At 67.8% G+C, this 17,269-nt stretch carries 17 protein-coding genes and 1 pseudogene; 12 read left to right on the plus strand and 6 right to left on the minus strand.

The window, feature by feature from the left end:
* Positions 1–12: 12 nt before the first annotated feature.
* Positions 13–546: a PadR family transcriptional regulator gene (locus HNP51_RS00285; protein ID WP_184265632.1), complete on the plus strand. Its 534-nt coding sequence runs from the start codon at positions 13–15 to the stop codon at positions 544–546.
* A 109-nt stretch (positions 547–655) separates the two neighbouring features.
* Complete coding sequence (locus HNP51_RS00290) at positions 656–2,062, plus strand: amino acid permease (RefSeq protein ID WP_184265637.1); 1,407 nt, start codon at positions 656–658, stop codon at positions 2,060–2,062.
* Positions 2,063–2,101: 39 nt separating this feature from the next.
* Here HNP51_RS00290 and HNP51_RS00295 read toward each other — a convergent pair whose 3' ends face one another.
* Positions 2,102–2,578 (minus strand): DUF3617 family protein, encoded by a 477-nt coding sequence (locus tag HNP51_RS00295; protein ID WP_184267470.1) that lies wholly within the window; start codon positions 2,576–2,578, stop codon positions 2,102–2,104.
* A gap of 267 nt (positions 2,579–2,845) precedes the next feature.
* On the opposite strand from HNP51_RS00295, the gene rpmB reads away from it, so the two are divergent.
* Together rpmB and HNP51_RS00305 are read left to right on the plus strand one after the other, a co-directional pair.
* On the plus strand, positions 2,846–3,142 hold the full coding sequence (gene rpmB, locus HNP51_RS00300; protein WP_184265640.1) for a 50S ribosomal protein L28: 297 nt from the start codon (positions 2,846–2,848) through the stop codon (positions 3,140–3,142).
* A gap of 110 nt (positions 3,143–3,252) precedes the next feature.
* Positions 3,253–4,962 carry a M1 family metallopeptidase gene (locus HNP51_RS00305; protein WP_184265643.1) on the plus strand — a complete coding sequence of 570 codons (1,710 nt, stop codon included), beginning with the start codon at positions 3,253–3,255 and terminating at the stop codon, positions 4,960–4,962.
* A 62-nt stretch (positions 4,963–5,024) separates the two neighbouring features.
* On the opposite strand, the gene HNP51_RS00310 is transcribed toward HNP51_RS00305, so the two are convergent.
* Complete coding sequence (locus HNP51_RS00310) at positions 5,025–7,361, minus strand: TonB-dependent receptor (RefSeq protein ID WP_184265646.1); 2,337 nt, start codon at positions 7,359–7,361, stop codon at positions 5,025–5,027.
* A gap of 349 nt (positions 7,362–7,710) precedes the next feature.
* Positions 7,711–7,848 carry a hypothetical protein gene (locus tag HNP51_RS00315; RefSeq protein ID WP_184265649.1) on the minus strand — a complete coding sequence of 46 codons (138 nt, stop codon included), beginning with the start codon at positions 7,846–7,848 and terminating at the stop codon, positions 7,711–7,713.
* A gap of 145 nt (positions 7,849–7,993) precedes the next feature.
* Between HNP51_RS00315 and HNP51_RS00320 the strand changes: the two genes are divergently transcribed.
* Both HNP51_RS00320 and HNP51_RS00325 read left to right on the plus strand, forming a co-directional pair.
* The gene (locus HNP51_RS00320) at positions 7,994–9,652 is read left to right on the plus strand and encodes a peptide chain release factor 3 (protein ID WP_184265652.1); all 1,659 of its coding nucleotides are present in this window, start codon (positions 7,994–7,996) and stop codon (positions 9,650–9,652) included.
* 73 nt (positions 9,653–9,725) lie between these two features.
* Positions 9,726–11,201 carry a hypothetical protein gene (locus HNP51_RS00325; protein WP_184265655.1) on the plus strand — a complete coding sequence of 492 codons (1,476 nt, stop codon included), beginning with the start codon at positions 9,726–9,728 and terminating at the stop codon, positions 11,199–11,201.
* Positions 11,202–11,212: 11 nt separating this feature from the next.
* On the opposite strand, the gene HNP51_RS00330 is transcribed toward HNP51_RS00325, so the two are convergent.
* On the minus strand, positions 11,213–11,821 hold the full coding sequence (locus HNP51_RS00330; protein WP_184265658.1) for a YitT family protein: 609 nt from the start codon (positions 11,819–11,821) through the stop codon (positions 11,213–11,215).
* A gap of 60 nt (positions 11,822–11,881) precedes the next feature.
* Between HNP51_RS00330 and HNP51_RS00335 the strand changes: the two genes are divergently transcribed.
* From HNP51_RS00335 to HNP51_RS00360, 6 genes and pseudogenes are all read left to right on the plus strand, one after another.
* Positions 11,882–13,336: a PLP-dependent aminotransferase family protein gene (locus HNP51_RS00335; RefSeq protein ID WP_184265661.1), complete on the plus strand. Its 1,455-nt coding sequence runs from the start codon at positions 11,882–11,884 to the stop codon at positions 13,334–13,336.
* A gap of 30 nt (positions 13,337–13,366) precedes the next feature.
* Positions 13,367–13,798, plus strand: a pseudogene (locus tag HNP51_RS00340) (LysR substrate-binding domain-containing protein); the annotation flags it as partial.
* A 112-nt stretch (positions 13,799–13,910) separates the two neighbouring features.
* Positions 13,911–14,252, plus strand: coding sequence for a hypothetical protein (locus HNP51_RS00345; protein ID WP_184265664.1), 342 nt, complete (start codon positions 13,911–13,913; stop codon positions 14,250–14,252).
* Between the two features lie 132 nt (positions 14,253–14,384).
* A complete protein-coding gene (locus HNP51_RS00350) occupies positions 14,385–15,635 on the plus strand; it encodes a hypothetical protein (RefSeq protein ID WP_184265667.1) in 1,251 nt (416 codons plus the stop codon).
* Positions 15,636–15,732: 97 nt separating this feature from the next.
* Positions 15,733–16,092 carry a Grx4 family monothiol glutaredoxin gene (gene grxD / locus HNP51_RS00355; protein ID WP_184265670.1) on the plus strand — a complete coding sequence of 120 codons (360 nt, stop codon included), beginning with the start codon at positions 15,733–15,735 and terminating at the stop codon, positions 16,090–16,092.
* A 5-nt stretch (positions 16,093–16,097) separates the two neighbouring features.
* Positions 16,098–16,523, plus strand: a complete 426-nt coding sequence (locus tag HNP51_RS00360; RefSeq protein WP_184265673.1) for a thioesterase family protein — start codon at positions 16,098–16,100, stop codon at positions 16,521–16,523.
* 187 nt (positions 16,524–16,710) lie between these two features.
* Here HNP51_RS00360 and HNP51_RS00365 read toward each other — a convergent pair whose 3' ends face one another.
* Together HNP51_RS00365 and HNP51_RS18420 are read right to left on the minus strand one after the other, a co-directional pair.
* Positions 16,711–17,097: a hypothetical protein gene (locus tag HNP51_RS00365; protein ID WP_184265676.1), complete on the minus strand. Its 387-nt coding sequence runs from the start codon at positions 17,095–17,097 to the stop codon at positions 16,711–16,713.
* Positions 17,097–17,225: a hypothetical protein gene (locus HNP51_RS18420; protein WP_260398261.1), complete on the minus strand. Its 129-nt coding sequence runs from the start codon at positions 17,223–17,225 to the stop codon at positions 17,097–17,099. The genes HNP51_RS00365 and HNP51_RS18420 overlap by 1 nt, the downstream gene beginning before the upstream one ends.
* Between the last annotated feature and the right edge of the window lie 44 nt (positions 17,226–17,269).

Here is a 17,269-nt window from a genome sequence, read left to right on the forward strand (position 1 = left end):
TATTCAGCCCCCGTGTCCCTGCCCCATGCCCTGCTGACGTCATTGGCCGAACGCCCCGGTTCGGGGTCCGAGTTGGCTGGCCGCTTCGACCGCTCGATCGGCTATTTCTGGCAGGCGACGCATCAGCAGATCTATCGCGAACTGGCCCGCCTCGAAGCGGCGGGCTGGGTCGAGGCGGAACCCGTCGAGGGCGCGCGCGGCGGCAAGCGCCGCTTTCGCATCCTGCCGCCCGGACGCGAGGAACTGCGGCGCTGGATCAACGAGCGACAGGACCCGCCCGCCATCCGCGACGAACTGATGGTGCGTATCCGCGCCGAGGCCGTCGTCGGCCCGACCGACCTGGCTGATGAACTGGCCGCTGTGGCCGAGCGCCATCGTGACAAGCTGGCGGCCTATCTGGAGATCGAGGCCCGGGACTTCCCCAACGAACCCGTCTCGCCCGAACGGCGCTTGCAACACCTGGTCCTGAAGGCGGGGATGGCGTTCGAGCGTCACCGCATCGCCTTCTGCGACGAGGCGCTGGCCATCCTGAAGACGCCGCTCTAGGCCCCCGCCCGCGAAAACGCCCGTTGTCGTCCTTCCAGCTGTCGCCTTGGTTTCATCGCGCCCATGATCCGTGCGAAGAGGTGCGCCCCCTCTCCCCAGGAACCGCCATATGGGCCGCTGGAACGTACGCAAGCGCATCGACGCCGACACTCAGAACACGCATGACGGGCAGGCCCTGCCGCGCACCCTGAGTTGGCCGCATCTGATCGCCATGGGCGTCGGGGCCATCGTCGGCACAGGCATCCTGACCCTGATCGGCATCGGCGCCGACAAGGCCGGGCCCGCGGTCCTGCTGTCCTTCCTGATCGCCGGTTTCGTCTGCGCCTGCGCCGCCCTGGCCTATGCCGAAATGGCCTCGATGATCCCGGCCTCGGGCAGCGCCTATACCTATAGCTATGTCGTCATGGGCGAGGTCTTCGCCTGGATCATCGGCTGGAGCCTGATCCTGGAATACAGCCTGGTGGTCAGCGCCGTGGCGGTCAGCTGGTCCGGCTACGCCGCCCCTCTGCTGAACGGCTGGGCCGGCGTGCCCATGGCCCTGATGCAGGCGCCGCACGCGGGCGGGATCGCCAATCTGCCGGCCCTGTTCGTCATCGCCGTCGTCGCCGCCCTGCTGATCGCCGGCACGCGCAAGAGCGCCGGCCTGACCATGATCCTGGTGGCGGTGAAGCTGTCAGCCCTGGGGGTCTTCGTCTGGTTCGCCCTGCCGCATTTTGACGCCGCTAATCTGGAGCCCTTCAGCCCCTATGGGTTCGCGCGCAACATGGGCGCTGACGGCGTGGAGCGCGGCGTCATGGCCGCTGCCGCCATCATCTTCTCCGCCTTCTACGGCTTCGACGCCATCGCCACCGCCGCCGAGGAGACCCGCAATCCCAAGCGCGATCTGGCCATCGGCATCATCGGCTCGATGTTCGCCTGCGCCGCCATCTATACGGTCATCGCCCTGGCGGCCCTGGGGGCCACGCCCTTCACCCGCTTCGCCAACAGCCCCGAGCCCCTGGCCCTGATCCTGCGCGAAATCAACCAGCCCGGCGCCGCCCGCTTCCTGGCCGTGACCGCCGTCATCACCCTGCCGACCGTGATCATGGCCTTCTTCTACGGCCAGAGCCGCATCTTCTTCGTCATGGCGCGCGACGGCCTTCTGCCCCACGGCCTGTCCAAGGTGTCGGCGGGCGGAAAGCCGATCCGCATCACCCTGTTCACGGTGGCCATCGTCGGCGCCATCAGCCTGTTCCTGCCGCTGGATGAGATCGTCGCCCTGGCCAATGCCGGTTCGCTGGTGGCCTTCACGGCGGTGGCGGCCTGCATGCTGATCATGCGCCGCCGTGCGCCCCACGCGCCGCGCGGCTTCCGCACACCGCTGGCCTGGTTCATCGGGCCGATCGCCATCGCCGGCTGCCTCTACCTGTTGGCCAGCCTGCCGCAAAAGACGCACCTGTGGTTCCTGTTCTGGAACCTGGCAGGCATCGCTGTCTATCTGGCCTATGGCCGTCGCCACAGCCTGGCGGGCCGCTAAGTCTCGATCAGCCGCCCGCCTCGTCCGGACGCGCTCGCCTCAGAAATACTCGGCGTTGGCCGGGCACTGGGCGCTGATGCGGCGCGCAGTGATGCTAGCCGGGATATAGGGAGTGCCGCGCATCAGCTGGGCCCCGCCGTTAAAGCGGAAGCTTTCGGGCTGATAGGTGCCGTTCAGGCGCACGTTGACGCGACGGCCCTTCTTGTCCTGACAGGCGCCCTCGAAACGGGCGACGCCATTGCCGACCTCGCGCGTCGAATAGGTGCACTTCCAACGGTTGGTCGACAGACCGCCAAAGAAGCGGTTGATCTCGCTGGGGCGCACGCACTTGGTTTCGGTGTCGCGGCTGCCCAGGGCGCTGGTTGTGTATTCCCAGTAGCCAGGCAGGACCGGCGGCGCAGCCGCAGCCGTCTGAGCCTGAGGCGCAGCGGCGGGGGCGGCAAGCATGACGGCGCCCGCCACCACGGGGGCGACCACAGCCAGGATGCGGGCCAACGAAACAGGCAGCGTCGTCATGGGGAGCAGCTTCCAATGGGTCTTCATGCGATCCTCTATATAGCAGGTCGTTGAACGCGGGCTGAACGAAGGCGATCCGTCCGTTCATCGTGCGCCTTCACCTCGGGGCTGATCTCCGATTTGGGCCCAGCCTGACTCGACTCCAGCCTTGACGGGCTCCGAGTCATTCCTCTATACGGCCACCTCTCTCGCAGGGGTCCGCCCGCTGCGAACACCTGTTTCATGCGTCCGCTCTCGTATCGCGGATGTGACCTTGAGGATCTTAAGATGTCGCGTCGCTGCGAACTCACGGGTATTGGCCCGATGGTCGGCCACCATGTGAGCCACTCGAACGTCAAAACCAAGCGCCGGTTCTTGCCGTCGCTGAAGACGGTCAAGCTGGCTTCCGAATCGCTCGGCCAGACCTTCTCCCTGCGCATCTCGAACGCTGCCCTGCGCACGCTCGACTACAAGGGCGGCCTGGACGTCTTCATCGTCAAGGCTCGCGACGAAAAGCTTTCGACCTCGGCCCTGCGCATCAAGCGTCAGGTCAAGGCCAAGCTGGCTGAGCAAGCCGCCGCTTAATCAGCGTCGTCTGACAAGATTTGAAGAGGCCGGTGGAAACGCCGGCCTTTTTCTTTGCCCGCCTGGCGGCGATGGCTAGGTTGGCGGCTCAATCCGCCGGAGCCTCAGCCTTGCGCCTGACCACCGCCCTCTGCCTGACGACCGCCCTGCTCAGCGCCCCGGCGCTCGCCCAGGAGCCCGCCCCGACCCGCGATTCCACGCCCTTCACCCTGTCCAGCGGCACGCCCCGCACGCCGGAACAACTGGCCCTGCGCTTCGACAAGGCGGACCTGTCTTTCAAGCTGCTACCCGAGACCCAGTCCATCGAGGCCGTCGCCGTCCTCGACTTCACGGCGACCGCGCCGAGCGCCGCCGTCGTGGTCGAGCTGGACACCCTGTTCGCCATCGCTTCCATCGCCGTGGACGGCCAGACGGTCGTTGGCTGGTCCAATCCCGAGGGCCGCCTGACCATCCCCCTGCCGAGCGCCCTGAAGCCCGGCCAGACGGCTTCCGTGCGCATCGCCTATGCCGGTCGGCCGCATCAGGCCAAACGCGCACCCTGGGACGGCGGCTTCGTCTGGACCACCACGCCCGACGGCAAGCCGTGGATCGCCAGCGCGGTGCAGGGCGAGGGCTGCGACCTGTTCTGGCCCTGCGTCGATCATCCCCAGGGCGAACCGGACCGCGTGGATCTGCACATCACCGTCCCGTCCGACCTCAGCGCCCCCGCCAACGGCCGCTTCCTGGGCAAGACCGACAACGGCGACGGTACGACCACCTGGAACTGGACCGCGCGCCAGCCGGACACCTACGCCATCAGCCTGAACGTCGGCCCCTTCGTCGAGATGGCAGCCGACTATCCCAGCCGATTCGGCAACACCGTGCCCTTGCGCTTCTGGCGCCTGGCCTCGACCGACCCGGTCAAGGCCGCCGCCCTCTTCGCCGAGTTCCCCCAGCAGCTCGACTTCTATGAGGCGACCATCGGCCCCTTCCCCTTCGGCGACGAGAAGATGGGCGTGGTCGAGACGCCGCACCTGGGCATGGAGCATCAGACGATCAACGCCTACGGCAACGGCTACAAGCTGGACGGCAAGGGCTATGACTGGCTGCTGCAGCACGAGCTGGCGCACGAATGGTTCGGCAATCAGCTGACCAACGCCGACTGGGACGACATGTGGCTGCACGAGGGCTTCGGCACCTATATGCAGCCCCTCTACGGCCGCTGGCTGAACGGCGAGCGGGCCATGCAGTCCGAGCTGCAGACCATGCGGCTGACGCTGTCCAACCGCTTTCCGATGGTGTCGGGCCAGCCGCAGGACGCCGGAACCGTCTATGACGGCGCCACCGGGCCGGGGCTGGACCTCTATTACAAGGGCGCCCTGATCGCCCATACCCTGCGCCTCTACATCGGCGACGAGGCCTTCTACGAGAGCCTGCGCCGTCTGGTCTATGGCCGCCCGGATCCCAAGCCCGGCAACTTCGCGCCGCGCTACGCCACGACGCCGGAGTTCATCGCCATCGTCAACGCCGTGACCGACCGCGACCTCGGCTGGTTCTTCGACGCCTACCTCTATCAGGCCGCCTTGCCGGACCTGGTCATGGGCCGCGACGGCGAGCGCGTGACCCTGGAATGGAAGACTGGAAACGGCCGCCCCTTCCCCCTGCCCGTCGAGGTCGAGGTGGACGGTCGCTTGCGCGCCCTGCCCATGACCGACGGCCGCGCCGCCTTCACCGCGCCCGCCGGCGCGCACATCCTGCTGGACCCGGGCTCCAAGGTGCTGCGCCGCCTCGAATACCTCGAGATCTGGAAGGCGTCCCAGGCCCCCGCCGCCAAGCCCTGACCCCAAACGCAAAAACCCCGCAGCCGAAGCTGCGGGGTCCATGCCGGACTTCTAGCCGCTGATCAGTACTTCAGCGCCAGCTCCAGGCCGATGGTGCGCGGCGTGTTGAAGTTGCCGTAGTCGCCGATCGTGGCGCGGTTCGACGGATCGCGGCGATAGACATACTGCTCGTTCAGCAGGTTGCGCGACCACAGCGACACCGTGGCCAGAGGACCGCCGGGGCGGGTGGCGATGTCGGCCAAGGCCAGGCGAGCGTTGACGATGAAGGAGCTGTCGTTCTTCAGCTCGAACTGGTCGAAGGCTTGAGTGGCGTCGGCGTAGTTGGCGTCCACGTGAGCCTTGAAGGTCGCCCCAAACAGCGGCGCCGTATAGTCGGCGGCCAGATTGAAGGCGTTCTTCGGGGTGAAGGCGATGAAGACCTGCTGGACCACGCCGTTGAACGGGTTGCGCGTCGGCGGCACCTCGGCGTCCGTGTAGGCGTAAGCCGCCGACAGGGTCAGGCCGTCGGTGACCTGCATCAGGCCTTCCAGCTCCACACCCTTGATCTTGGTCGTGCCGGGGGCGTTGATCGTCTCCAGGGTGTTGCGCGTCGAGGCGCCGATCACCGTCACCAGGCTGAAGTCGATCTGGCTGTCTTCACGCTCCGAATAGAAGGCGGCGGCGTTCAGGCGCAGGCGATGATCCAGCCAGTCGCTCTTCAGACCCAGCTCGTAGGAGGTCAGGTCTTCCGGGCCGAACGAGCGATAGGTCAGCGAGCGCGAGCTGGCGCCGCCGGCGCGGTAGCCCGTGGCGTACTTGGCGTAAACATTGACGGTGTTGCTGACGTCATAGGCCACCGTCACCATCGGGTTGAAGCGCTCGTTCTTCTCGTTGAACGTGAAGTTGGTCGCCACGTTGTTGACCTTGGACAGGACGCCCGACTTGTCGTCCCAGGTGAAGCGGCCGCCGGCGGTGATGTGCAGGGCGTCGTTCAGGACGGCGGGGGTCCAGGTCGCCTGACCATAGACAGCCTTGGATTCGGACTGGGCGCGGCTGGCGCGGTCGATCGAACGGAAGCCGCGGATGGTCGGGGTCGGGTCCAGGATGGTGTAGCCGGTGCCGTCGGCGTTCCACCTGTTGGTCGACGGCGTCGCGGCGTCGTCCGAGGCGGTTTCCTTGAAGTAGTAGAGGCCGCCGACGTAGTCGATGCGGTCGCCCAGCGAACCGACCGCCTGGAATTCCTGGCTGAACTGGTGCTGCCACAGGCCCGCCAGCGAGTAACGGCTGAAGTTGGCGTTGGGGCCGACGACCGGCGGACGGTGGGCGCCGGCGATGTTGTCGTACTGCTCGACGTCGACTTCGCGATAGGCGGTGATCGAGCGCAGCTCCAGATTGTCGTTCGGGCGATAGGACAGGTGCAGGTCGACGCCGCGGGTGTCGTCGACGCTCCACTGCTGCGGCGTGCCGATGTCGGCCCGCTTCATGATGCTGTCGCCGTTGACCTGAACGATCGGCGCCAGGGCGCGGATGCTGCCCTTGGGCACGCTGGTCGAGGCCCAGGGCACGACGGTCAGGCCGTCAGGGTTGAAGTTCAGCAGCTGGCTGTAGAAGGGGGTGTTCTTGTCCTTGCCGATGTCGGCGGCCAGGTCAGCGGTGAAGTTGGCGGTCGGGGTCCAGCGGACCTGCCCGCGCAGGCCGCGACGGTCATAGGCGCCGAAGCCTTCCTCGCCCGGCAGGATGTTCTTGGTGACCGGCCCCTGGACCGAGATCACCCCGTCCATCTTGATGGCGAAGTCGCCGATGGCGTCGAAGTCGACGTGCAGTTCGCTGTTGTAGGCGCTCAGGTTGCCGACGCCGGCCTTGGCGCGCATGCCGAACTCGCCGGTGGGCTTGCGCGTCACCAGCGACAGCGCGCCGCCTTCGGTGTTGCGGCCAAACAGAGTGCCTTGCGGGCCCTTCAGAACCTCGATGCGCTCGACGTCCAGCAGGGCGGCGCCGAGGCCGTGCTGACGGCCCAGATAGACGCCGTCGACATAGACGCCGACGCCCTGCTCGCGAGCCGGCTGGTTCGCGTCGTTCGGCACGATGCCGCGAATGCCGATGGTCAGGGCCGACTGGCGGGCCTCAAAGGTGGCGATGCGCAGGCCGGGCACGGCGCCGTCGGCCAGGTCCATCAGGCTCTGCACGTGGCGGTCTTCCAACGCCTCGCTGTTCATCACCGAGATGGCGATGGGTGTCTTCTGCAGGTTGGTCGCGCGCTTGGTCGCCGTCACCACCACGTCGGGCAGCTGCGTCTCGGACGCGGCGCCGGCGACGGCCTCGGGGGCGGGCTCTTCAGCGCCCGGCGCACCAGCCTGGGCCTGTCCGGCCAGGGCGAGAGAAAGCGCCGCCAGCGAAACGGCCGATGCAAAACGTATCATTAGGAATCCCCTCCTCGCGCGCCATGCGTCGAGCTGTTGGGGCGTTTAGTCGCACTGCGTGAAGCGCCCGCGACCGATGGGCGGCGCCGGTGCGACAGCTTGGCGGCGGTTTCACAACGACTGCTCCGACCGCTGAAGATGCCCCGCTGACGTCACCCCAATGGGTTCTCGACGCCAGACGCTGGGGCCTGACGGTACTGATCGACAGGCTGAAGATGCGATGAGAGCGCGCGCGGCCCTTGGCCGCGGCCGCAGTCTCGTTTTGACTTGAAGACGCGAGAGGTCAGCGACGCAGACGCGCGTCGTTCTATCTTAACGTCCCCGACGGAAGACTAATCGAGGTGTGCGGCTAGAGCAGGCCGAACAGCAGGTGCACAGACGTCGCCGCCAGGCAGATGACGCCAAAGCCCGCCAACAGACAGATCGCGGGATGGATTTCTCTTTCATTGCGGGCCGGCGGGACCTTGCCCGGATGCACCAAAGCCATGTCGTTTCCTTTCCCTTGCGGCGTCGATCTCATGGACCGGCGTCTCACAGAAACGAGCATGCCCCCAAAAGCCCCGCTTGGCGAAGGGTCTTTCACAGCATCGTGACAATCGACTTTCGGCCCCGCTCGCGCTACCTGCCGCCCCATGTCGAAACTCACGCTCGCTGAAGAGGCCGGTCGCCGCCGGACCTTCGCCATCATCGCTCACCCGGACGCCGGCAAGACGACGCTGACGGAGCATATCCTGCTGGCCGGCGGGGCCATTCGCGCGGCGGGCGCCGTGCGGGCGCGCGGCGAGAACCGGCGGACCCAGTCCGACTGGATGAAGATCGAGAAAGAGCGCGGCATCTCGGTCTCGGCCTCGGTCATGACGTTCGAGCACACTACGTCCGACGGCGTGGCCAAGATGTTCAATCTGTTGGACACGCCGGGCCACGAAGACTTCTCGGAAGACACCTATCGCACCCTGACCGCTGCCGACTGCGCCATCATGGTGCTGGACGCCGCCAAGGGCATCGAGCCGCAGACGCTAAAGCTGTTCGAGGTCTGCCGCCTGCGCGACATTCCGATCATCACCTTCATCAACAAGCTGGACCGCGAAGCCCAGGACCCGATGGCCCTGCTGGACGAGATCGCGTCACGTCTGCAACTCGACCCCGCTCCGATCTGGTGGCCCGCCGAGAGCGGCAACCGCCTGCGCGGCATGGTCGAAATGGGCACCGGCAAGTTCCAGCCCTATGCGAAGAAGCCTGCCGGCTCGAAAGAAGACGTGCCCCACCCCGCGGCCCTGCCTCTGGCCGACGCCGCCCAATACTTCGAAGCTGGCGAGCACGAAGCCCTGATGGAGACCCAGGAGCTGATCGAGGCCGGCTATCCGACCTTCAACCGTCAGTCCTTCCTGGAAGGCCATATGACGCCCGTGCTGTGGGGCTCGGCGCTGCGCCACTTCGGCATCGACGAGCTGCTGGCCGCCATCGGCGAGTGGGCGCCGCCGCCCAAGGTCATGCCGGCGCGCAAGGAAGCCCCGCCCGAGACCCGCAACGCCCCGGCCCCGGTCGAGATCGAGGTCGAGCCGGGCCATGCCGAAGTCACCGGCTTCGTCTTCAAGGTCCAGGCCAACATGGACCCCAACCACCGCGACCGCATCGCCATGTTCCGCATGGCGTCGGGATCGTTCAAGCGCGGCATGAAGCTGAAGGTGCAAAACACGGGCAAGTCGCTGAGCGTCAACGCCCCCATCATGTTCTTCGCCTCGGACCGCGAACTGGCCGAGGACGCCTATGCGGGCGACGTCATCGGCATCCCCAACCACGGCGTCCTGCGCGTCGGCGACAGCCTGTCGGAAAGCGGTCTGATCCGGTTTGCGGGCCTGCCGAACTTCGCTCCGGAAATCCTGCAACGGGTCCGGGTCAAGGACCCGCTGAAGGCCAAGCACCTGAAGAAGGCGCTGGAAGGCCTGGCCGAAGAGGGCGTGACCCAGTTGTTCCGCCCCGAACTGGGCTCGGACTTCATCGTCGGCGCCGTGGGCCAACTGCAGTTCGAGGTCATGGCCGACCGTCTGGGCGAGGAATACAACCTCGACGTCATCTTCGAGCCCAGCCCCTACGCCGAGGCCCGTTGGATCGCGCCGACCGCAGACGGGACCAAGGCCGACCTTGACGACTTCGCCGGCAAATACCGCCCGCAGATGGCCGTCGACATCGACCAGGCCCCGGTCTTCCTGGCCAAGTCGTCATGGGAAACCGGCTACGTATCCGAACGCTTCCCCAAGATCGCCTTCACCAAGACGAAAGAGCGGGGCTAGCCTCCTGCGGCTAATCGCCGTTTTGCGATTACCATGAGAGCGAAATAGTCTCCGCCTTTAGGGGGAGGTTCGCATGCGGACGCAGAGGGTTGGCGCATCCGGGGGCGCATTGAAGCGGGCCCTGCGCGGGCTTGCGCTCGGCGCGGCGACGCTCCTGCTTTCGGCGCAGACAGCCCAAGCTGAATGGTGGCGGGCCGAGACGGCCAACTTCGTCGTCTATGGCGAAGGTTCCCGCAACGACCTACGCCGCCACGCCGAAAAGCTGGAGCGCTTCGACGCTCTGCTGCGCCGCCAATTCAGCCTGTCGCCGATGGACGGGGCGCGCAAGCTGCCGGTCTATCTGGTCAGCTCAGGCAAGGAGCTTCGCGAGCTCTATCCTCGCCTGCCGGAAAACATCGGGGGCTTCTATTCAGCGACACAGATCGACGTCTACGCCGCCTTGAACCGACGTGGCGGCGACGACACCCTGTTCCACGAATACGCCCATCATTTCATGCACCAGAACTTCCCTGGCGTTTATCCGGGCTGGTTTATCGAGGGCTTCGCCGAGTTCTTCGCCACCGCATCCGTCGATGACGCACGCAAGATCACGGTCGGCTACTTCAACCCGGGCCGACTGGCCGGACTGAACACCCAGCCCTGGCTGCCGATCGAAACCCTGCTGACGGTGCGACCGCTGCAGTTGGAGGGTTCAAGGCGATCAGCCTTCTATTCGCAGTCCTGGCTGCTGACCCACTACCTCTTCTCGGATCCCGAGCGGCGTCGGGGTCTGGACGGCTATCTGGCGGCGGTCGGGCGCGGGATGCCTTTCGACGAGGCCCTGAAGACCCACCTGAACCATACGCCGGAAAGCCTTCGCAGCGCCCTTCGCGCCTACCTGGATGGGCGCATGCCATACGCCCAGTTCGATATGGCCGACATCCAGCCGCAGATGCAGTTCAGCGTCCTCCCAGACAGCGCCGACCGGATGCTGCTCTACGGCGTCGCCCTGCGCTATTCGAAGTCGCCAGAAGAAATCGCCGAAATCCTGCCGCGCGTGCGAGCCGACGCCGCCCGCTATCCCGACGACCGCCTGGCCCTTGTGACGCTGGGCCGTACCGAGCTGCGCTGGGGCGATCCGGCGTCCGGCGAAGCGGCCCTGAAACGGGTGCTGGAGATTGCGCCCGGCGACGTTGAGGCCCTGCAACTGCTGGCGCGCGCCCGACTGGAGGCCGGCGACAAGCTGGACGGCGCCGAACGCGGACGCGAGATCGCTCAGGCCCAAGCCTACCTGGCGGAGGCGATGCGCAACGACGCCACCGACTACCGCACCTATGTAGCCCTGGCCCGGGCCCGCAGCGTAGCGAGCGACTATCCCAACGAGAACGACGTGGCGACGCTACTGCTGGCCCTGGCCTACGCGCCTCAGGTCATGGGGCTGAGGATGCAGACAGCGGACGCCCTACGCCGCGCCGGCCGTCCGGATGAAGCCGCCGCCCTGATGGCCGCCGTCGCCAACTACGCCCATGAGGGCGGGACACCCCCGACTACTGAAACGCCACTCCCCTAGCCGCAGCCCAGTCAGGTCGTCGCCGCCGGGATCACCTCGCGCTTGGGAGCGATCTCGAACCAGGGCAGCATCAACTGGATCAGCGGGCCGATGGCGACGGCATAGACCACCGTGCCCAGCCCCACCGAGCCGCCGAGCAGCCAGCCAAGGGCCAGCACAGTCCCCTCGATCCCCATGCGCGTCCAGCGCAGGGGCCAGCCCGTGCGGCGCGCCAGTCCGGTCATCAGGCCGTCGCGCGGCCCCGGCCCCATGCCCGCGCCGATATAGGCGGCGCTGGCCACGGCGTTCAGCATGACACCCGCGAATAGAGCCAGGCCCTGCACCGCCAGATGCTGCAACGGCGGCATCAGATACAGCGCCAGATCGGCGACCAGACCGATGACGAAGATGTTGCTGATCGTGCCGATACCCGGCCTCTGTCGCAGCGGGATCCACAGCAGCATCACCGCCGCCCCGACGATGATCAGGATGGAGCCGAGGCTGAGCCCGGTCTTTTCCGACAAACCTTGATGGAAGACGTCCCACGGATCGAGGCCCAGGTCGGCCCGCACCAGCAGGGCGAGCGAGACGCCATAGAGGCAGAGACCGAGCTGAAGCTGGATGAAACGACGTATGAACATGAGGACATAGAGCCGATAATTGGCCTTGTTTTATAGAGCCGGTTTGCAGACGATGGCCCTATGCGCGATCTGTTCGTCAATCCCGCCTCACTGTCGCGCCAGCTGAACGGCTGGCGCGGGCCGGAGGGCGAGCCCGCCTATCGCCGCCTGTCCGAAGCGCTGAAGCTTATGATCCTGGACGGGCGATTGCCGCTGGCGACGCGCCTGCCGGGAGAGCGGCGGCTGGCCGAGACCCTGGGCGTCAGCCGCATCACCGTCAGCGCGGCGCTGGACCGACTGCGGGCCGAGGGATTTGTCTCCAGCCGGGTCGGCTCAGGCAGCTTCACCGCCCTGCCCACCAGCCCGGCGGCCCGCCCCGCCCCGCGTCTGGACGGCCCGCTGCAACAGGCCGTCCCGCCCGGCGTCATCGACATGGCCACCGCCGTCATGCCCGCCGACGAACAGGTCCACGCGGCCTACGCCCGCGCGCTGGAGGCCCTGCCCGCCTATCTGCCCGGCCATGGCTATGAGCCGGTGGGAGTCGAGGCCCTGCGCCAGGTCGTCGCCGACCGCTACGCGGCCGAGGGGCTGGCCACCTGTCCTGACCAGATCGTGACCACGGCGGGGGCGCAGAACGCCCTCGCCCTTCTGCTGCGCGCCGCCACCCGGCCCGGCGACGCCGTGGTGATCGAGCACCCCACCTATCCCCACGCCCTGGACGCCATGTTGCGCGCGGGTCTGCGCGCCGCGCCGGTGGCCATGACGGCGTCGGGCTGGGACATGGAGGGGCTGATCCCCGCCATCGAGCGCGCCCGGCCGCGCCTTGTCTATCTGATCGGCGCCCATCAGAACCCGACCGGCCACGTCCTGTCCGCTGAGGACGAGGCCGCGGTTGCGCGCGCGGCCCAACGCGTCGGCGCCCTGCTGGTTCTGGACGATACCCTGCGCGAGGTCTGGTTCGACCGACCGCCGCCACCGCCGGCCGACCACGGCCCGCACGTCGTGCGGCTGGGTTCGACCAGCAAGCCCTACTGGGGCGGTCTGCGCGTCGGCTGGCTGCGCGGTCACGCCGAGGTGGTTGATGCTGTGGTCCGTCACCGGCCTTCGCTGGACCTGGGCGCCCCCGTCATGGAGCAACTGGCCGCCGCCATCCTGCTGAGCGGCGATCCCGCGCCGCTGAACGCGCGTCGCCGTCTGCTGGCGGAGCGCGAGGCGCGCCTACGCGCCGGTCTGGCCGCGGCCCTCCCCGAGTGGAAGACGCGCCGCCCCGACGGCGGCCTGTCGCTGTGGGTCGAGCTGCCCCGGCCCGACAGCACGCGACTGGCTCTGGCCGCGCCCGATCACGGGGTGCGCATCGCGCCCGGGACCCGGTTTGGCCTGAACGGCGCCTTCGACCGCTTCATTCGCCTGCCCTTCAGCCAGACCGAGGCCGATCTGGACCGGGCGGTCGCGGGTCTGGCGTCAGCCTGGCGCACCCTGGATCGCAGCGCGCCCCGCAAGGCGATGACACGCGACCACCTCGAGCCGGTGATATAGGCCGCTTTCGTCAGCCTCAGGCTTGTCGCCGAGCGGATCATCCCCAACGCCATCGGCCCGGTCATCGCGCCAGCTCTTGCAGGCGACGATCCGCGCGCGATGGTGCTGACCGCGCCGCGCCTGACCGCGCGCACCCACCCCACGGGCTGGAAGGACTGGTCGACGCTCAGCGGGCAGGCGTCGACCGCCACGTCCGAACGCCCGGTGGCCCACCTGCACTTTGTTCTGGACGCGGCCCTGGCGGGCTGGGGCGCAGCGGTCCTCCCTTGGGTCCTGGCGGCCGAGGCGGTGGAGGACGGACGGCTACTGGCCCCGTTCGGTTTTCAGGCCGACAGCGGCGCCGTCGCGGCCATTCCCGGCGCAGGCGAGCCGTCCCGGGCTCGACGCGCCTTCGTCCGTTGGCTGGTGGATCAGGGTCAGGCCTCGCCCCCCGTTCCTAGGCCGGCGCCGACGCCCCTTTGACTGCAACCTGAAGTTTGGCTGAACACGTCTTTCATCCGTCACAAGGGCGTGGTTCTCTAGGCAGAAAGCGGCGCCGGGTTTTTCTTCTCGTCGGGGCGCAGCGGAGTTTTGGATGTTCATCGCTGTCGTCACAACCGCGCTTGCGGTTCTGGGCCAAGCCCCGACGACCCGCCTCGTCTCATATGACGAGGCGGTGCGGTGCGCCGGGCTGACCCAGGCCGCTTCGGAACTGGAAGGCGGCGAAAGCCGCTATGGCCGCACCCTCTATGACGCGGCGCTGTATTGGTCGTTGGCGGCGATGCAGGCGGCCACCGCCGCCGGGCGCGACCCGGTCGCCTCCGAAAACGACCAGACCCGCGCCCGCCTCGATTCGGTGAAACGCCTGTCTGCAGGCGAAGCCGAGGCCCGCGCCGTGCTGACGCGCTGCCGCCAGAAGACCCCGCGCCTGGGGTGATTCCTCCGCCGAAGGCCGCTCGACGAATTTTCGCGCATATGGTCAAGCCGAACCCATTCCACGGCGCTGCGTTTGCTTGTCCGTCAACGAGATCGCCCCTGCGGTCTCGAAGCGGGACGATGAAGGCCAGCGATGTTCGAATTCGGCAGAGATCTGCGGCGGCTGTTCGAGAAGGCGCGTGACAGCGACGATCTCGGCTGGCTGGAGCTGATCGGCGTCGGCCTGGTCGAGGTCGAGGCCCGACAGCAGACCGTCGATGCGGGCCGCGTCTCCTGCCCTCGCCCCCATGACGCAAGCCTGCGCGCCTCGGCCCTGTGGCGCGAACACGCCCGTCGTTGCGGCGCCGCCGCCAGCCTGGAAAAGGCCGAGAGCGCCGCCCGCGAGGCCGTCCGCCACGCCCATAACGACGACGAAACCATCCGCGCGACCCTGGAACTGTGCCAGAGCGGAATGCTGGCCTTCGACCTGTGCGGCGACCCGGCGCGCCTGAATGCGGTTCTGGCCCTGCTGGCCGCCCTGCCCGTGGCGCGGCGCGGCGACACCGCCGCCGCCGTAGCCGCCCTGCACGCCCGGCTACGGGCGCGGCAGGCCTCGATTTCAGGCGAGACCGCCACCTTGCAGGAGGCCGCCGCCCTGCTGGACGGAGCCCTTCACGGATTGAGAGGACAGCAGCGCGCGCTCGAAGACGATCTGCGCCTGGACCGCGCCGCCCTGATGCTGGAGGCCGGGCTGGCCGCGCGGGATCCGCGCATGCTGGATCAGGCCGGCGCTGACCTGCGCGCCCTGGTCGAGGCCGCCACGCCGGAGCAGCGCCCGCTCAGCCGCGCCCGCGCCCTGGCCCTGTGCGCCGCCGGCATGGCGGCGCTGGCGGCCATCGCCGGGGACGTGACGGCCCGCGATCAGGCCCACGCTCTGTTCGACGCCGCCGCCGACCAGTTCACCCCCGACCACAGCCCGCTGGACTGGGCCGCCATTCAGGTGCTGCGCGCCGAGCGCGAAACCCTGCCCTTACTCGTGCTGGTTCAGGCCGAGGCTCTGACCGAAGGGGGCGGCCTTATCCTCGGCGCCCTGGCCCATGAACGCCGTGTGGCGCAGGAAACGACGCGCGCCGGCTCGATCGGGGATCTGACGGCCCTGCTGGAGATCGAGACCGGCTTGCGCCGCCGCCTGACGCGGCCCTCAGTCGTCTCGACGCCGCTGGATTGGGTGTCGGATCAGATAGGCATGGCTCGCATCGCCCTGGCGCGCGCTCGCTGGACCGGCCAGACTCCGCGCGAACTGGGACTGATGCTGATCGAGGCCGCCGCCACCGCCCGCGAATACGGCGCTCCGGCCTTGGCCCAGCGCGCCGAACGGCTGACGCCCAAGACCGAAACGGCCTGACGCATCCGGTCGCGGGCTGTATCTGCGCGCCCCGGTCGGCCTTGACCCAGCCCCATTGGGCGCCTAGCTGACGGGCTTCTCTGAAAGGCCCCTTACCGTGACCGATCAAACGACCGTCCAAGCCGCCGACCCTGTCCACGCCTTCATCGCCCAGACCGTGGCCGAACATGATGTGGTCCTGTTCATGAAGGGCACGCCGGACGCGCCGCGCTGCGGCTTCTCCTCGCTGGCGGTGCAGATCCTCGACCACGTGGGCGCGGCCTTCGTCGGCGTCGACGTGCTTCAGGACGAAGCCCTGCGCGACGGCATCAAGAGCTTCACCGACTGGCCGACCATCCCGCAGCTCTACGTCAAGGGCGAGTTCGTCGGCGGCTCGGACATCGTGCGTGAGATGTTCCAGGCCGGCGAGCTTCAGGCCCTGATGGTCGAGAAGGGCGTGCCCCTCGGCGAGGCCTAAGCCTCATGGCCCGGCCGCAGCTGCAACCGCGTGAAGACCGCGAGGTCTTCGTCGTCCCGCTGGACGTGCGGCCGGAGCACATCGACGAGAACAACCACGTCAACAATGTCGTCTATGTCGGCTGGCTGCAGGACGTCGGCACGGCCCACTGGAACGCGCGCTTCGACGAGGCGACACGGGCGAAATGGTCCTGGGTCGCCCTGAGGCACGAGATCGACTACCTGCGCGCCATCGCGCCCGGTTCAGTCGGCGTCGTCGCCCGCACCTGGGTCGGCGACCCGCAAGGTCCCCGCTTCAACCGCTATGTCCGCATCGAGGACGGCGAAGGCCGCCTGTGCGCGCAAGGGCTGTCGGAATGGTGCCTGGTCGACGCCGAAACCCTGCGGCCCGCTCGCATACCAGCGGAGATGCTGGGGCCGTTTTCGGCGTAACAATCATCTTCCTTCCTCTCCTTGCGGGAGAAGGTGGCCCTTGAGGGCCGGATGAGGGGTGTCGGCGGCACAGCCGATTATCTGACCATCAGGCGGCGAAGCCCTTCACAGGATGCGAGGCGCTGACACCCCTCATCCGTCAGGCTTCGCCTGCCACCTTCTCCCGCAAGGGGAGAAGGACTTTTGACTACAAACTGATCGGGTTCAGCACACGGACGGCGGCGCCTGATTTCAGGCCCAGTTCGGCGTAGGTCCAGCTGACGGTGACGCCTTCGCGAACAAGGGCCTTGCACAGGTCGGGCGTGCGGCGGGTCAGGCTCAGTTCGGTCGGGTCGCCATCCTTGATCTTGACCTCGAAGCTGGAGGCTTCGGTGCAGCCGTTCGAGCCGACCACGGCCGTCAAACGCTGACCGTCGAAATCGACCTTGCGGACGGCTTCCAGGACTTCGGACTCAACGACGACCTGTTCGGCTGCGTTGATCGAGACTTTCCGCTCGCCGCCCTCGTTCGAATAGATGACGCAGCCGCCCAGCAGCGGCAGCAGGGCGACGGCGGCGATGGCGGCCAGACGCATTATTGCGCTTCCGGCGCCGAGTGAATGACGCGGGTGGTCGAGGGCTTTTCACTGGCGATGATGATGCAGCCCGACAGCATGGGCGCGGCGACGGCGGCGACGGCGAGAGCGATAATGAGACGGCGCATAGGTGTTCCCCTTCTTGGCTGGCGCCAAACTGCCAGCGTCGCCG

The organism is Brevundimonas bullata (assembly GCF_014207965.1).
Lineage (GTDB): Bacteria > Pseudomonadota > Alphaproteobacteria > Caulobacterales > Caulobacteraceae > Brevundimonas > Brevundimonas bullata_A.

Bases quoted from the DNA above. Each gene is read 5' to 3' on its own strand.
- rpmB (WP_184265640.1), top strand. From the start codon at position 2,846: ATGTCGCGTCGCTGCGAACTCACGGGTATTGGCCCGATGGTCGGCCAC.
- HNP51_RS00330 (WP_184265658.1), bottom strand. From the start codon at position 11,821: ATGTTCATACGTCGTTTCATCCAGCTTCAGCTCGGTCTCTGCCTCTAT.
- HNP51_RS00350 (WP_184265667.1), top strand. From the start codon at position 14,385: ATGTTCGAATTCGGCAGAGATCTGCGGCGGCTGTTCGAGAAGGCGCGT.
- HNP51_RS00360 (WP_184265673.1), top strand. From the start codon at position 16,098: ATGGCCCGGCCGCAGCTGCAACCGCGTGAAGACCGCGAGGTCTTCGTC.
- HNP51_RS00310 (WP_184265646.1), bottom strand. From the start codon at position 7,361: ATGATACGTTTTGCATCGGCCGTTTCGCTGGCGGCGCTTTCTCTCGCC.
- HNP51_RS00335 (WP_184265661.1), top strand. From the start codon at position 11,882: ATGCGCGATCTGTTCGTCAATCCCGCCTCACTGTCGCGCCAGCTGAAC.
- HNP51_RS00290 (WP_184265637.1), top strand. From the start codon at position 656: ATGGGCCGCTGGAACGTACGCAAGCGCATCGACGCCGACACTCAGAAC.
- HNP51_RS00365 (WP_184265676.1), bottom strand. From the start codon at position 17,097: ATGCGTCTGGCCGCCATCGCCGCCGTCGCCCTGCTGCCGCTGCTGGGC.
- HNP51_RS00295 (WP_184267470.1), bottom strand. From the start codon at position 2,578: ATGACGACGCTGCCTGTTTCGTTGGCCCGCATCCTGGCTGTGGTCGCC.
- HNP51_RS00325 (WP_184265655.1), top strand. From the start codon at position 9,726: ATGCGGACGCAGAGGGTTGGCGCATCCGGGGGCGCATTGAAGCGGGCC.
- HNP51_RS00345 (WP_184265664.1), top strand. From the start codon at position 13,911: ATGTTCATCGCTGTCGTCACAACCGCGCTTGCGGTTCTGGGCCAAGCC.
- HNP51_RS00315 (WP_184265649.1), bottom strand. From the start codon at position 7,848: ATGGCTTTGGTGCATCCGGGCAAGGTCCCGCCGGCCCGCAATGAAAGA.
- HNP51_RS18420 (WP_260398261.1), bottom strand. From the start codon at position 17,225: ATGCGCCGTCTCATTATCGCTCTCGCCGTCGCCGCCGTCGCCGCGCCC.
- HNP51_RS00320 (WP_184265652.1), top strand. From the start codon at position 7,994: ATGTCGAAACTCACGCTCGCTGAAGAGGCCGGTCGCCGCCGGACCTTC.